At 67.2% G+C, this 14,762-nt stretch carries 13 protein-coding genes; 10 read left to right on the top strand and 3 right to left on the bottom strand.

What is annotated here, in order from left to right:
- Positions 1–3: 3 nt before the first annotated feature.
- Entirely contained in the window at positions 4–1,530 is a 1,527-nt protein-coding gene (locus C7R54_RS08770) for an efflux transporter outer membrane subunit (protein WP_129149813.1), read from the top strand.
- A gap of 53 nt (positions 1,531–1,583) precedes the next feature.
- Here C7R54_RS08770 and C7R54_RS08765 read toward each other — a convergent pair whose 3' ends face one another.
- Positions 1,584–2,237, bottom strand: a complete 654-nt coding sequence (locus C7R54_RS08765; protein WP_129149812.1) for a GntR family transcriptional regulator — start codon at positions 2,235–2,237, stop codon at positions 1,584–1,586.
- 141 nt (positions 2,238–2,378) lie between these two features.
- Between C7R54_RS08765 and proC the strand changes: the two genes are divergently transcribed.
- The 5 genes from proC to C7R54_RS08740 all read left to right on the top strand — a co-directional run bounded on the left by proC (position 2,379) and on the right by C7R54_RS08740 (position 7,363).
- Positions 2,379–3,230 (top strand): pyrroline-5-carboxylate reductase, encoded by an 852-nt coding sequence (gene proC / locus C7R54_RS08760; protein ID WP_377814266.1) that lies wholly within the window; start codon positions 2,379–2,381, stop codon positions 3,228–3,230.
- 165 nt (positions 3,231–3,395) lie between these two features.
- The gene (locus C7R54_RS08755; RefSeq protein WP_129149811.1) at positions 3,396–3,950 is read left to right on the top strand and encodes a DUF924 family protein; all 555 of its coding nucleotides are present in this window, start codon (positions 3,396–3,398) and stop codon (positions 3,948–3,950) included.
- Positions 3,951–4,231: 281 nt separating this feature from the next.
- Positions 4,232–5,077 carry an amidohydrolase family protein gene (locus C7R54_RS08750; RefSeq protein WP_129149810.1) on the top strand — a complete coding sequence of 282 codons (846 nt, stop codon included), beginning with the start codon at positions 4,232–4,234 and terminating at the stop codon, positions 5,075–5,077.
- A 23-nt stretch (positions 5,078–5,100) separates the two neighbouring features.
- Positions 5,101–6,417: an MFS transporter gene (locus C7R54_RS08745; protein WP_129149809.1), complete on the top strand. Its 1,317-nt coding sequence runs from the start codon at positions 5,101–5,103 to the stop codon at positions 6,415–6,417.
- 67 nt (positions 6,418–6,484) lie between these two features.
- Complete coding sequence (locus tag C7R54_RS08740; RefSeq protein ID WP_129149808.1) at positions 6,485–7,363, top strand: isocitrate lyase/PEP mutase family protein; 879 nt, start codon at positions 6,485–6,487, stop codon at positions 7,361–7,363.
- 29 nt (positions 7,364–7,392) lie between these two features.
- Here the strand turns inward: C7R54_RS08740 and C7R54_RS08735 are convergent, their stop codons facing one another.
- Both C7R54_RS08735 and C7R54_RS08730 read right to left on the bottom strand, forming a co-directional pair.
- Positions 7,393–8,352, bottom strand: coding sequence for a LysR family transcriptional regulator (locus tag C7R54_RS08735; RefSeq protein ID WP_129149807.1), 960 nt, complete (start codon positions 8,350–8,352; stop codon positions 7,393–7,395).
- A 29-nt stretch (positions 8,353–8,381) separates the two neighbouring features.
- Positions 8,382–8,849 (bottom strand): MarR family winged helix-turn-helix transcriptional regulator, encoded by a 468-nt coding sequence (locus C7R54_RS08730; RefSeq protein ID WP_129149806.1) that lies wholly within the window; start codon positions 8,847–8,849, stop codon positions 8,382–8,384.
- Between the two features lie 208 nt (positions 8,850–9,057).
- Between C7R54_RS08730 and C7R54_RS08725 the strand changes: the two genes are divergently transcribed.
- The 4 genes from C7R54_RS08725 (at position 9,058) to C7R54_RS08710 (ending at position 14,730) form a co-directional block, all read left to right on the top strand.
- Positions 9,058–10,389 carry an MATE family efflux transporter gene (locus C7R54_RS08725; protein WP_129150407.1) on the top strand — a complete coding sequence of 444 codons (1,332 nt, stop codon included), beginning with the start codon at positions 9,058–9,060 and terminating at the stop codon, positions 10,387–10,389.
- A 135-nt stretch (positions 10,390–10,524) separates the two neighbouring features.
- Complete coding sequence (locus C7R54_RS08720; protein WP_129149805.1) at positions 10,525–11,457, top strand: 2-dehydropantoate 2-reductase; 933 nt, start codon at positions 10,525–10,527, stop codon at positions 11,455–11,457.
- A gap of 257 nt (positions 11,458–11,714) precedes the next feature.
- Positions 11,715–12,986, top strand: coding sequence for an acyl-CoA dehydrogenase family protein (locus C7R54_RS08715; protein ID WP_129149804.1), 1,272 nt, complete (start codon positions 11,715–11,717; stop codon positions 12,984–12,986).
- 139 nt (positions 12,987–13,125) lie between these two features.
- Positions 13,126–14,730 (top strand): ABC transporter substrate-binding protein, encoded by a 1,605-nt coding sequence (locus C7R54_RS08710; protein WP_158021179.1) that lies wholly within the window; start codon positions 13,126–13,128, stop codon positions 14,728–14,730.
- Positions 14,731–14,762: the final 32 nt, after the last annotated feature.

Here is a 14,762-nt window from a genome sequence, read left to right as displayed (position 1 = left end):
GTTATGGCACGCACATTCCCTCATTTTTCCCGCCATACAGGTCCGGGCAGCAGCCGGTCGGCTACCCTTGCGGCGGCGCTCCTGGCAACCTGGCTGTCCGGTTGCACGACGGTCGGTCCCGATTACCGCCCCCTGAAGGTCAGTACGCCGTCCCAATGGAACGAAGCTCACGGCAATTTCGCGTCGGCGGACCGTGAGCGCCTGCAAACATGGTGGCAGTCATTCAAGGACCCGGTGCTGGATCGGCTGGTCGAACAGGCGTTAGCCAACAACCAGGATCTCGGCATTGCACAAGCGCGGCTGCAACAGGCGCGCGCCGAGCGCATCCAGGTCGCGGCCGAGCTCGGACCGACCGTTTCAGCGGGAGGGACAGCGCAGGCTCTGCGTTCCAGCAAGGCACTGGACTGGCCGCCGGGCATCGGCCGGTCCCGCACCTGGCGTGCCGGCTTGGATGCGAGCTGGGAACTGGACGTATTCGGGGGCACCCGGCGGGCAGTCGAGGCGGCCGATGCAGGTGTCGATGCCTTGGCAGACGACCGCCATGCCTTTCAGGTGAGCTTACTGGCCGAACTGGCCGCCGACTATGCCGAACTGCGCACGGCGCAGGCGCGTGCCGCCATCGTCCGCGACAATATCCGCTATCTGATCGAGGGCGAGCAATTGACCGAGCGGGCATTGCAGCGCGGCCTGGGTACGTCTGCCGAGGTCGCCCAGGCCCGTGCCGAGCGTGAAGCTGTCGAAGCGCAGCCTCCCGTATTGGAAGCCGAGATCGCGCGCCTGAGCCACTCCATCGGGGTACTGGCGGGCGGGTTCCCTGGTGATTGGCGGGCCACACTGATCGAATCCGCGCCGACGCTGCTCGTGGCTCCGGCGCTGCCGTTGGCATTGCCTTCGGAGGTGATTCGCCAGCGTCCCGACTTGCAAGCAGACGAACGGCGGCTAGCCAGCGCTACGGCGCTGATCGGGGTGGCCGAGGCCGCTCGGTTTCCACACTTCACCATTCCGTTTAATTTCGGTACCACGGCCAGTCTGCTGCACGACCTGTTTTCTGGCGCGAGCCTGGCGTGGTCAGCAGGTATGGAGGCGAGCCAGGCGCTCTACGAAGGCGGCCGGGCAAAAGCTGGCGTTACGGCGGCACAGGCTGGCGCCGCTGAGGCGCGGCTGGCCTATGCGCGCGACGTGCGACTGGCGCTGCGCGATGTGGAAGACGCCCTGACGACGCTGAACAGCGAACGTGGTCGACAAGCCTCGCTGGCCGCGGCGGTGGCTGACAGCCAAAAGGCGCTCGATCGCGCAACGCGGCTCTATCGCAATGGCCTGACCGCCTATCTTCCGGTGCTTACCGCCCAGCGCGCGGCCAATCAAGCACGTGACGCACTGGCCCAAAGCCAGGGGAAGGAAGTGAGCGGCGCCATCGCACTCTACAAGGCGCTGGGCGCGGGTTGGCAGGACGACTCCGATACCGACGCGACCGTCAGTTCCGCACCACCCGGACACCATCCGGTAGTCGAAACGGCTGCTGGTTTATGAGCATCGTCCCTTCGTTTCAAGGAGTCCACCATGGGCTGTGAGCAGTCCGTGCGTCATCGCGCCCCGCGCACCGACGCCATCAGCTCGCGCCTGGTGTCCAGGATGTGCGACTCCAGCAGGGCCGCCACGCGTGCCGCGTCACGCTTGCGACAGTATTCCAACAAGCGGTAATGGTCGCGCTGCGGCTGCTCCTTGCCCATCACCTGGGACATCGCGACATGCATGTAGCGATCCGTATTCAGGCAGTACTCCTCGATGAGCCGCAGCAAACGTCGATTATTGGCCGGCGCTGACAGCGCCAGGTGGAATTGCCGGTTGTACTCCGCCCATTGCGCCACGCTGGCTGCCGCCGAGTATTCCGTCAGGATGCGCTCCATCGCGGTGAAGTCGCGTTCGACCATGTTTGGCACCGCCAGCCTGGCGGCGTGGCACTCCAATGCGACGCGTATGTCCAGCAGCTCGCAGAGCTGCTCCAGGTCCATGCTGGCGACCACCGCGCCCCGGTGCATCTGGTAAGTCACCAGTCCTTCCGACTCCAATTGCTTGAGCGCTTCCCGGACGGGCAGGCGGCTGGCGTTGAAACGCTGCGCCAAGGCGTCCTGCCGCAGTTGCGTCCCGCCCGGCAGGGCACCCGCAAGAATCTCCTCCCGCAAGGTGTCGCGTATGGTCTGGTGCAGTGCTTGGCTGGTATTGCTGCTAGCTCGCATGGGCCTGGTCCGCTGGCATCTCGTTCGTCCCGGATTGTACTATTGGATCCAATAATCTATTATTGGATCCAATTTGCGTTGGCAAGGTGCCGGCGCCGCCCACCTTCCTATCCGCCTTCCTGTTCGAGGTCTCCCCCAGCCATGCAAACCGCCGCCCCCAACGCTCCCGCGCCCCCGACCATCGCGGCACTGCCCATGACCACCTTCATGGGCGGCGGCAATATGGCCACCGCGATCATCCGCGGGCTGCTGCGGGACGGCCTGCCCGCAGCCCGTATCCAGGTCATCGATCCCGACGAGGCGACCCGCCAGCGCGTGCAGCAGGAACTGGGGGTGCAGGGCCACGAAAGCCCCAGTGCCTCACAGCGGTCCAGCGGCATCGTCGTGTGGGCAATCAAGCCGCAATACATGGCGCAGGCGGCGACGGCCGCGCGCGCCGCCTGGAACGATCCCCTGCATATCAGCGTGGCGGCCGGGGTAACGTGCGGGACCCTGTCGGACTGGCTGTCGACCCCGCGCGTCGTGCGCACCATGCCCAATACGCCGGCCCTCGTCGGGCAAGGGATGACGGGCTTGTACGCGCCGCCGGCCGTGTCCATGCCGGACCGCCTGCTGGCCCAGGCCATGGCGTCGGCCATCGGCGCGCACGCCTGGGTGGACAAGGAAAGCGATCTGGATGTCGTGACGGCGATCTCCGGGTCCGGGCCCGCCTATGTGTTCTATTTCCTGGAGGCCATGGAAGCATACGGTGCGCAGGCTGGCCTGGCGCCCGCCCTGGCACGCAAGCTGGCCCTGGAAACCTTCGCGGGCGCGGCGGCATTGGCGCGGCACAGGGACGGTCAAGCGCTGGCGGACTTGCGGCAAATGGTGACGTCCAAGGGCGGCACCACGCAGGCCGCCATCGAGGTCCTGGAAGATCGCCACGTGGGCGCGGATTTCCAGGCCGCCATGCGCGCGGCACAGGCCCGGGCACGCGAGCTGGGCGGAAACTGAGCGGCCACGGTAGGCAGGCGTCAGACCCGCGTTAGACCCCCGTTAGACACGAGCTAGACACGCGGTAGACTGTATGCCCGCGACCGCGTGCCCTGCCCCGCGCGCGTATTTCCGGCTGGCCAGTTCCGGCCGGTCCTCGTCACGCCGCGCGCATCCTCCACGCCGATGAATACATCCACCGCCGTTCCCGCAGCCGCCACCGACATCGTGGATTTCTGGCGCCGCGGCCGCCATTACTGGTTCAGGAAGGACGCGGACTTCGACCGCCGCTTCCACGACGGCTACATCGCCCTGCACCTGGCCGCCGCGCGGCGCGACCTCGATGACTGGAACCGGACGCCGACCGGCGCGCTGGCCTTGCTCATCCTGCTGGACCAATTCCCACGCAATGCCTTCCGCGGCACCGCGCATATGTACGCCACCGATCCCCTGGCCCGCCATTACGCCCGCGAGGCCCTGGCCCAAGGGCATCCGGACCACGTGGACCCGCGACTGCGCCTGTTCTTCTACCTGCCTTTCGAGCACTCCGAAGACCTCGCGGACCAGGAGCTGTCGGTTGCCCTGCACGCGGCCCTGCCGCAGGGCGAGCGGACCTACGCCGAACGCCACCGCGACATCATTCGCCGCTTCGGCCGCTTCCCCCATCGCAATCCGATGCTGCTGCGGGTCACGACGGAAGAAGAGCAGGCTTTCCTGGATGGCGGCGGTTTCGCGGGCTAGAAGCCGGTCGCCGGCACCCGCGGCCCGAACCACGACACCCCTCCGTACCCTGGCCCGCTCGCCTCGGCGACCGCGAGTGGGCCGCGCCAAGGCCCCGCCCCGAGCCATCGAAGCAGATCAGGTATTAAAATTTCCTATGATTTTTTCCAAGAAGTACCAATTGGACAAATGAGCCATGGGTACTTACAGTCTGTCCTCGATACTCCCCGTGGACACCGGACGCGCGCCGCCCCGAAGCGCGCTTGCCATGGGACATACGCGACAACAAAGAGACAGGCCCCATGCAAAGCAATACCCCGGCTTCGGCCGCGACGTCACGTCCCCTGGCCGGCGACGTGCGGCGCGTCGATTGCCACGCCCACATCATGGTCCGCGACGCCAAGCTGGTTGAAGGACGTCACTCGGAACCCAGGCAGGACATCACCGCCGAGGACTTCCTTGCCTTGCTGGACAAGCACGGCATCTCGCACGGCGTACTGACGCAACCCAGCTTCTACGGCACCGACAACTCCCTGCTGCTCGACGCCCTGCGGCGCTATCCCGACCGCCTGCGCGGCACGGCGATCGTGGCGCCCGACATTTCGGACGACGATCTCGACGCGCTGTACCGCGCCGGCATACGCGGCTTGCGCCTGAACTGGCTGCGGCGCGACACCCTGCCCGATCCGGCCGGCGAGGCATACCAGCGCCTGTTCGCCCGCGCACGCGACCACCGCCTGCACATCGAACTGTATGTAGAGGGCCACAAGATGGCCGCCATCCTGCCCGCCATCCGCCGTGGCGGCGCGGACGTGGTCGTCGACCATTTCGGTTCGCCCGAACCGGACGCCGGCATCGCCAGCCCGGGCTTCCAGGAAGTGCTCAAAGGCGTGCGCGCCGGCGACACCTGGGTCAAGCTGTCCGCGCCTTATCGCCTGGGGGGACGCGCGCCCCAGCCCTATGCGCTGGAACTGCTGCGCGCGGGCGGCCCCGGACAACTGCTCTGGGGCAGCGACTGGCCCTGGGTTTCGCACGAGGACACCCAGCGCTACGAACAATGCCTCGCGGATTTCGAACTATGGGTGCCGGACGCCAGGCAGCGCGCCGTCATCTGGCGCGACACGCCGCGCCGCCTGTTCGGCTTCTAGGATCGCGGGCCCGGAGACAAGACATGCATACCCCTATCGACGCCACCACCGGCGACGTGGACGCGGAACGCGCCGTCATCAAGAAAATCGCCTGGCGCTTCCTGCCGGTCCTGATCCTCGGCTACCTGCTGAACTACCTGGACCGCACCAACATCGGCTTCGCCGCGCTGACCATGAACAAGGACATCGGCCTGAGCGAAAGCCATTTCGGCTTCGGCGCCGGCATCTTCTTCCTGGCCTACTGCCTGTTCGAAGTCCCCAGCAACATGCTGCTGTTCCGCTACGGCGCACGCTTGTGGCTGGCCCGCATCATGATCACCTGGGGCATCTGCTCCGCCGTCATGGCGCTGGTCGTCGGCCCCTACAGCTACTACGGCGCGCGCCTGCTGCTGGGCCTGTCCGAAGCCGGTTTCTTTCCCGGCGTCACCTTCTTCCTGTCGAGCTGGTTTCCCGCGCGCTACCGCACCAGCATACTGGCCTGGTTCCTGCTCGCCATTCCGCTGTCGTCGCTGATCGGCAGCCCGCTGTCCGGTTCGCTGCTGTACCTGGACGGCGTCTGGGGGCTGAGCGGATGGAAGTGGATGTTCCTGCTGGAAGGCACGCCGACCGCGTTGATCGGCATCTGGGCGCTGTTCGTGCTTTCCGACAACCCCGACACCGCCCGTTGGCTGACGAAGCAGGAGCGCGGCCTGATCAAGAACATGCTGGCCGGCGAGCAACGCGAAAAGCCGCGCAAGGACTTCGCCGCCGCCTTGCGCGACCCGCGTGTCCATCTGCTGGCCCTGATCCAGTTCGGATTCACTGTCGGTTCCTATGGCGTCGGCATCTGGCTGCCGCTGATACTCAAGCAGTTCCTCTCCACGCCGCTGCAGATCGGCCTCGTATCGGCCATCCCGTACGCCTTCGCCAGCATCGGCATGCTGCTGTGGGCTCGCCATTCGGACCGCAGCGGCAACTCGCTCGGCAACCTGGCCTGCAGCTGCGCCGTGGGCGCGATCGGCCTGGGCTTCGCGGTATTCGCCCACGGCAGCGTAAGCGCGATGGCCAGCCTGACCGTGGCGCTGGTCGGCGTCACCGCGGCGCGCGCCATCTTCTGGGCCATTCCCGGCCGCATCATGACGGGCATGGGCGCGGCGGCGGGTTTCGCCTACATTAACTGCATCGCCGCGCTGGGCGGCTTCGCCGGCCCCTATGTCATCGGCTGGGCCAAGGAAAAGACGGGCAGTTTTTCCACCGGCCTCGGGGTCATGGGGCTGATCCTGGTCATTACCGTGCTGCTCGTGCTTCCCCTGCATCACTTCCGCAAGCAGGCGCGGACCGCCGCCGCCACGGCGTCGTAGCATCGGGCCGCGCCATCCTTCCAACCACCGACGACCAACAAGCAAGTACACCTTCGAGGAGAACACCATGTCCGATTCCGCCAAACGCCGCGCCGATTTCCGCGCGCTCGTCGAGCGCCGCCAGGGCCTGCTGATGCCCGGCGCCTTCAACGCCCTGAGCGCCCGCGTGGCCGCCGATGCCGGCTTCCAGTCGCTGTACCTCAGCGGCGCCGGCGTCACCAATATGTACCTGGGCGTGCCCGACCTGGGCTTCATCGGCCTGACCGACATGGCCGACCATACGGCCCGCGTGCGCGACGCGGTCGACCTGCCCCTGCTGATCGACGCGGACACCGGCTACGGCAACGCCGTCAACGTGGCCTTCGCCGTGCGCGCGTTCGAGCGCGCGGGCGCCGATGCCATCCAGCTGGAAGACCAGGTCAGCCCCAAGAAGTGCGGGCACTTCAATGGCAAGGCCGTCATCGAGACCGCGGAGATGGTGGGCAAGATCCGCGCCGCCGTCGACGCCCGCCACGATCCCAACCTGCTGGTCGTGGCACGCACCGACGCCTGCGCCGTGCATGGCTTCGAAGCCACCATCGAGCGCGCGCATGCGTTCGCCGAGGCCGGCGCCGACGTGCTGTTCGTCGAAGCCGTCACCACGCTGGAACAGGTCGAAAAACTGCCCAAGCTGCTGCCGCGCCCCCTGCTGATGAACATCGTCATCGGGGGCAAGACCCCAGCCCTGTCGCGCGATCGCCTGGGCGAACTGGGCTATGGCATCGTGTTGTACGCCAACGCCGCCCTGCAGGGCGCGGTGCTGGGCATGCAGAAAGCCTTCGGCGCGTTGTCCAGGACCGGCATGCTGGAAGAGGATCCCAACCTGGTCGTTCCCTTCAACGAGCGCCAGCGCCTGGTGGACAAGCCGTACTACGACCAGTTGGAAAAGCAGTACGCGGGGTCCTGAGGGGACGCCGAGGTTGCGCGGGTCGCCGCCTAGGTCGCGGCGACCGGCGTAGCCTGGGGCGCCGCAATCGGAGTTACCGTAATCGGAGTGACGTACGGCCCCGCATTGGCCACGACATCCCGCGCGATGTCGATGATGACGCGGGCCGCGCGCCCGCGCGCCTTGGCCCGATGCGCCGCGTAGATAACCAGCGGCGCCAGCGCCGGCACGGTCTTGTGCCGCACGATGCCGCCCAGGGACACATCCTGCTCCACCAGGCACACCGGCAGCACGCTGGCCGCCACGCCCAGGCGCACCAGGCGCACCAGCGTTGCCATGTCGTTGCAGATATCCAGCGTCGGCAGCGGGACCTTGGCCCGTGCGAACCACTCGCTGATGATGATATGGAATGGCGAGGCGGGCGGCATCGTCACGATGCGCCGCTCGCGCAAGTCGCTCGCGCGCAGCGTGCGCGCCGCGCCGGCGGACGCCGGTCGCGAAAACCATGCGATCTCGCACAACGCCAGCGGCTCCACCACATGCAGCGGGTCGGACGGCGCGTCGACCAGGAAGGCGATATCGAGCTTCTGGGCGTCCAGCTGCTGGCGCAGCGCGGCGCTGTTGGTGATGGTCAGTTCCACGCGCAGCGTGGGATGGCGCCGCTCCAGCTCGGCCAACAGCGCCGGCAGGCAGCTCAGGGCGAAGGTGTTCGACGACCCCAGGCGCAATGATCCCGTAAGCGGATCGCCGCTGCTCAGGCGTCGCTCCATCTCCTGCAACACGTCGAACCCACGCTGCACGTACTGCTGGGCGATCTGTCCTGCCTCGGACAGGCGCACGCCGCCCTTGCCGCGGACGAACAGCGCGCATCCCAGCGCGGCCTCCAGGTCCCGTATGCGCAGGGAGATCGACGGCTGCGTGATGCCCAGGCGCTCCGCCGCGATGCGGAAGGATCCGCACTCGGCGATGGCCAGGAAGGCCTCCATCTGCGCGACCGTATAGTGCTTCATTCGTGCGTTATCCGTGCGTCGCCCGTGCTTCAGGTCCGACTGAAGGCTTCAGCGAATTCATCCGAAAAAATGTCCGCCAGGGACTGGCGCAAGGCCGCCGCGCGCTCGGCGCCATAGACCTCCTCGAAACGGCCCTGCGCCTTGCGCCACAACACATTGGATTCGGCCAGCTTGGCCTTGCCGCGCGGCGTCAGCGCGACGCGGCGGCTGCGGCCGTCGCGCTCGTCGCGCGTCTGCACCAGGTAGCCGTCCCGCTCCAGGGGCTTGAGGCTGCGCGCCAGCGCGGACAGGTCCAGCACCATGGCATGCGCCAGTTCCGACTGCGTGGGTTCATTGCCCCGGTCGATGTGCACGAGCACCGAGCGCTGGACGATGGTCAGGCCGCAAGGCGCCAGCACGGCGTCATAGAGCTGCGTGAGCCGGCGCGTGGCCTTGCGCAGCGCGGCGCCATTGCAGACGAGCGGGTCCTTGATGGTCGAGGCGGGCGACCGAGGCATGAGTATCTCCAGGCAAGCCCCTACTTTACCGCACCTTGACCGATACTGGCATATGCCAGTACATTTGCCGAAATACTTGCATACGCCAGTAATTCGCGCGCCAGCCTTCCATACCCCAGCAAACGAGGCATTCATGTCGGCTACTCCCAGCTGCTCTCCCCCCGCCCTTGCCGCGGCTCCCCGGATCGACAACGCCCGCTTGCGCGGCATGCTGGAAGCGCCGATCGCATCGACGCTGCTGCGCATGGGCTGGCCCAACCTGCTGATGATGCTGGCGCAGTCCTCCACCGGCCTGGTGGAGATGTGGTTCCTCGCGAAGCTGGGCACCGACGCGCTGGCCGGCGTGGCGGTCGTGATTCCCATCCTGATGCTGATGCAGAACATGTCGCAAGGCGCCATGGGCGGCGGCATCTCCTCGGCCATTTCACGGGCCCTCGGCGCCGGCGACGGCGCCCTGGCCGACTCGCAGGCGCGCCACGCCGTGGTGCTCAATGCGCTGGTGGGCATCGCCTTCACGGCGATCTTCCTGGCGCTCGGCGGCGCGTTGTTCCAGCGCCTGGGCGCCACCGGCGCGGCGCTCGAATACGCCAGGACGTATGGGCGGGTGCTTTTCGCCGGGCTGCCCTTCATGTGGACGATGAACGCGCTGGCCAGCGTGATACGGGGCACGGGCAATATGCTGGTGCCGGGCGCGGTCATCTGCGGCGGCGCCTTCCTGTTGATCCCGGCGGCCGGCGCGCTGATCTTCGGCATCGGCCCGCTGCCCGCCCTGGGCGTGGCCGGCGGCGCGTGGGCGCTGGTGGCCTACTACGCCGTGGGCACGCTGGTGCTGGGCTGGTATTGCGTCAGCGGCCGCAACCTGGCGCGACTGCAACGCGGCCCGCTGCACTGGGCGCCCATGCGCGGCATCCTGGCGGTCGGCGGCATCGCCTGCCTGAATCCGGTCCTGACCAACAGCCTCATCGCCATCAGCACGGCCATCGTCAGCGCCTACGCCGGCACGCAGGCGCTGGCCGGCTATGCGACGGCGGCCCGCCTGGAGTACCTGCTCATGCCCATCGGCTTCGGGCTGGGGGCGCCCATGGTGGCCCTGGTCGGGGCCAACCTGGGCGCGGGCCAGGCCGAGCGCGCGCGCCGCATCGCGCTGACCGGCGGCGCGATGGCCTTCGCGCTGGCCGAAATCGTCGGCGTGCTCGCCGCGATCTGGCCACACGCATGGCTGCGCCTGTTCGGCACCGATGCGCTGATGCTGGAAACCGGCGCGCATTACCTGCGCATCGTGGGCCCCTTTTTCGGCTTCTTCGGGCTGGGCTTCTCCCTGTACTTCGCCTCGCAGGGCGCGCGGCGGCTGAAGTGGCCCTTGCTGGCGGGCGCCTTGCGGCTGGCGCTCTATGCCGGCGCGGGCGGCATCGCGCTGTCCATCACCGGGTCGCTGACGACATTGTTCGCCGCGGGCGCCATCGCCATGGTGGTCTACGGCGCCTGCATCTTCGCATCCGTCAGGCACGGACAGTGGGCGCCAGCATCCAGGGGCGCCTGAAGCGCGCGGGTCTTTCCCTTTCCAAGGCCGGGCAACGCGACCGTCCGGTCGAGGCCAGCGGTGTTGGCCGCCCTTGCCATCCATGCTTTCCATGCTTTCCATGCTTTCCATGCAACAAGCAACGAGGAGTTGATCATGAAGATACTGGTCGTCGGCGCGGGCGCCATCGGCGGATACTATGGGGCGCGGCTGATACAGGCCGGCGCGGACGTGACGTTCCTGGTCCGTCCCGCACGCGCCGACCTGCTCGCGCGGCAAGGGCTGCGAGTCCACAGTCCGCTGGGGGACTTTTCGGCGCCGGTCCACGCCATCACCCGCGCCGCGCTGCGGCCGGAGTACGACCTGGTCGTGCTGGGCTGCAAGGCCTATGACCTGCCCGCGGCCCTCGACGACATCCAGCCCGCCATCGGCGCGCAGACCCGCATCCTGCCCTTCCTGAACGGCCTGGGCGCCTATGACCAGCTCGACGCGCGCTACGGCAGGGACCGCGTCATAGGCGGCGTTTCCTATATCGCCACCATGCTGGACGCGCAGGGCGCCGTCCGCCACCTTGCCGCGACCGACGTCGTCATCGTCGGCGCGCGCACGCAAGCCGGCGCCGGCGCCGCGCAACGGTTCCACGCCTTGATTTCGTCATCCCAAGGCGTGCGCACGCTGTCCGTGGACATCATGCAGGCACTGTGGAACAAGTGGGTAATGCTGGCCTCCGGCGCGCTGATGAACTGCCTGATGCGCGGCACCATCGGCGACATCCTGTCCACGCAGGACGGCGCGCGCCTCATGCACCAGGCCATCGCGGAAAGTCTTTCCGTCGCGCGGGCGGAGGGCCACCCCCTGCCCGAGGAAGACGTACGCAAGCTGGAAGCGCGCCTGCTCGATGTCGATTCGACGTGGGCGGCATCGATGATGCGGGACATCGCCAATGGCGCGCCGCGCCTGGAATCGCAAGCCATCGTGGGCGACCTGATCGCGCGCGCCGAGCGGCACGGCATCGATGTGCCGCTGATACGCGCGTCCTATTGTCATCTGCAGGTGTACGCCCGCCAGCGCGCGAATGCCGTGTCCTGAGTCCTCGTACCCCATCGAGACGGAATATCGTTAAGCCCATATCGTTAAGCCCATATCGTTAAGCCCATATCGTTAAGCCGATTTCGTTGAGCCGAGATCGTTAAACCCATATGGGTTAAGCCCATATGGTTAAGCCCATATCTTTATCAGGAACGATTCGTTGCCCCGTCCACGACGATCCCTTAACTTGAAAAAAGGGATATGTCTTTCGATTCATACAAGCAGAAAGACAGTGAATCGGAATCGATGGGGTTTCAATGACGTTTACGACCAATGCCGCCGCGACGCGGCAGGGCAGCGATGACAGCATCTTCGGCCGCGACTTGCCGCAGGCGCCGGCGACCGAAGACCAATGGACCGAACTGTTCGCCGAGATCGCGAACACCGCACCGGCCCGCGAACACGCGGGGCGGCTGCCGCACGACGAGGTCCGCGCCCTGCTGGCGCGCGGCTTTGGCGCGCTGAACGTACCGGTCGCGTTGGGCGGCGCCGGCCTGGGCTACCGCGCCTTGTTTGCCCTGGTCGTGCGCCTGGGCGCGGCCGACGCCAACATCGCCCATATCTTCCGTAACCACTACGGCTTCCTGCAAGTGCTCCTGACGCTAGGCGACGAGGAGAAGGCGGCGCATTGGCTGCGCCGCGCCGCGCAAGGCGAGCTCTTCGCCAACGGGGTCACCGACGCCGTGCGTCCCGTCGACGCCGATGGCCGCGCGGCCGACCTGAGCCGCTTCAATACGACGCTGCGGCGCGATGGCCAGGGGCAGGTCCTCGACGGCAAGAAGCAATATGCCACCGGCAGCCTGTACTCGGACTGGCTGGCGATCCAGGCGACACGCGACGATGGCTCCCAGACCGTCACGGTGGTGGTCCCGACCCGCCAGGCCGGCGTGAAGGTGATCGACGATTGGGCGGGTTTCGGCCAACGCTTCACCGCCAGCGGCACCGTCGTGCTCGACCAGGTCAGGCTGGAAGGCGAACACCAGATCGTGCATCGCGACCGCCTGCGCCCGGGTTCGGAATACGGCTCCAGCCTGCCTCAACTATTCCTGACCGCGATCGTCGCCGGCATCGTGCAGGCGTCCTTCGACGATGCGCTCAGGCTTATCCGCGGCCGCAAGCAACATTTGTATTACGCCCCGTCGCCCACGCCCGTCGAGGATCCCCTGCTATTGCAGGCATTGGGACAGTTGGCATCGAACGCCTTCGCGGCGCGATCCATCATCCTGCATGCCGCCGAAGCCTTCGATCGCGCGGCGGCGCTCGCGCCGGCGCAACGCTCGGCGGCCAACCACGAGGCGGCCCTGGCCGCGGCCCAGGCCAAGGTGGCGGTGGATGCGCTGGGCACCGCATCGGCGACGCTGCTGTTCGACCTCGGCGGCGCTTCGGCGACGCACCGTGAACGCCAGCTCGACCGGCATTGGCGCAACGCCCGCACGCTTTCCTCGCATAACCCGTCGCTTTACAAGGCCCTGGCGATCGGCGCCTACCTGGCGCGTGGCGAACCCCTGCCCAAGCAGGGCTTCTTCTAGACCCCGGCCTCGCGCCCTTGCCTCTGAACGCTCAGGGCATCGCCTGGCAGGCCTGCCCCCTTCCGCCATCGCCAGGCGGCAGGCGGGCGCTTCCCGCGCCGGCCCGATATGCCGGCGGATATCGATTGGAGTCACCGTAATGCAAGCAAGAACGTCTGCCATGCTGGGCGGATTGATCGGACCGCTGTTCGCCGTCGCCGCGGCCTTGCCAGGCGCCGCGGCGGCGCAGACGCCCCAGCGCGGCGGCACCCTGCGCGTGATCGACTATCTTGCCTGGATCTGCCTTGCGCCGTCGGCCGCCGGCACGTACGCCAACTCCGTCATTTCCAACAACCTGTTCGATCGCCTCGTCTACCAGGACCCGAAGACCGCGGCGCTATCGCCCTGGCTGGCCACCGCCTGGCGGTCGTACGAGGACGGGACCCGCTATACCTTCACGCTACGCGAGGGCGTGACGTTCAGCGATGGCACCAGGCTGACCGCCGACGTCGTCAAGGCCAACCTGGACCAGATCGCATTGGGCAACACCGCCCAAGCCATTCCCCGCTGGACCATGATCGCGGACTACGACCGCACCGAAATCGATACACCTACCCAGGTCACGGTGTACTTCAAGCGCCCCAACATCAGTTTCCCGCAGCAATTGTCCATGCCGCAGGCCGGCATCCTGGCGCCGGCTACGCTGAAGCTGCCCTATCAGGAACAGTGCCAGGGCAAGAACCTGGTCACCACAGGTCCCTTCGTGTTCGCGTCTGAACGCCCCGGCAAGGAAATTGCCTACAAGCGCCGCGATGACTACAACTGGGGGCCCGACGCCCTGCATCACCAAGGCCCCGCCTACCTGGACGGCTTCGTGCACACGATCGCCACCGAGGGCAGCGTGCGTGTCGGCACCCTGCTCGCAGGCCAGGCGGACGCGGCCCGGGGCATCCTGCCTACGGACGAGCCGCTGGTGCAGCGTTCGCCGCGTCATCGCCTGGAGGTCATCTCCGCCAACGTGGCGAACGTGCTGACGGTGAACGCCAGCACCCCCAACCTGGACGATACGCGCGTGCGCCGTGCGCTCAACCTGGCGACCGACCGCGCCGAGCTGAAGAAGGCGCTGCTTTCGGACAGCTATGCACTGGCCACCTCGGTGCTGGGCCGCGCCAATCCCGGCTGGGTCGACGAATCGGCGCGCCTGGCCTACGACCCCAAGGCCGCCGCGACCCTGCTGGACGAAGCAGGCTGGAAGACCGGCGCCGACGGCTACCGCTACAAGGACGGCAGCAAGCTGACGATCCCGACCTATATTTCCATGCACCACATTACGTCGCAAGGCGGGTTCGAACTGCTCGCCGAGCAATGGAAGCGGGTCGGGATAGACCTGCGGCTGCACAAGGCCGATGCGGCGACCTATGCCAAGGTCCAGCGCGACGGCAAGGTGAACGCATTCTTCCAGACCTCGCAGATCCGCTTCGACATCGATGCCCTGCGGTTCACCTGGGACAGCACGGTGGGGAACCAGGCCAACCGCGTGATTCCCGAGCTTGATGCGCTGGTGCGTCAACAGAACCAGACGGCCGACCTGGATGCGCGCAAGCGTATCGCCGCCCAGGTGCAAGACTTCGTCCTGGACAATGGGCTGGCCATCCCGCTCTATGAAGATGCGTTGGTCTACGGTGTCGCGGACTACGTCCACGATATCGGCCATGAAGCGCAAGGCCGCCCCTACTTCCTGACCACCTGGCTTTCGAAGAAATAGCCTCCACACCGAGCCGCCACGGGCGGCCCCTG

It is taken from the genome of Achromobacter aloeverae, assembly GCF_004121055.1.
Taxonomy (GTDB): domain Bacteria; phylum Pseudomonadota; class Gammaproteobacteria; order Burkholderiales; family Burkholderiaceae_B; genus Bordetella_C; species Bordetella_C aloeverae.
Note: the sequence above shows the minus strand (reverse complement) of the source record. Positions and strands in the feature narration are given on the sequence as shown.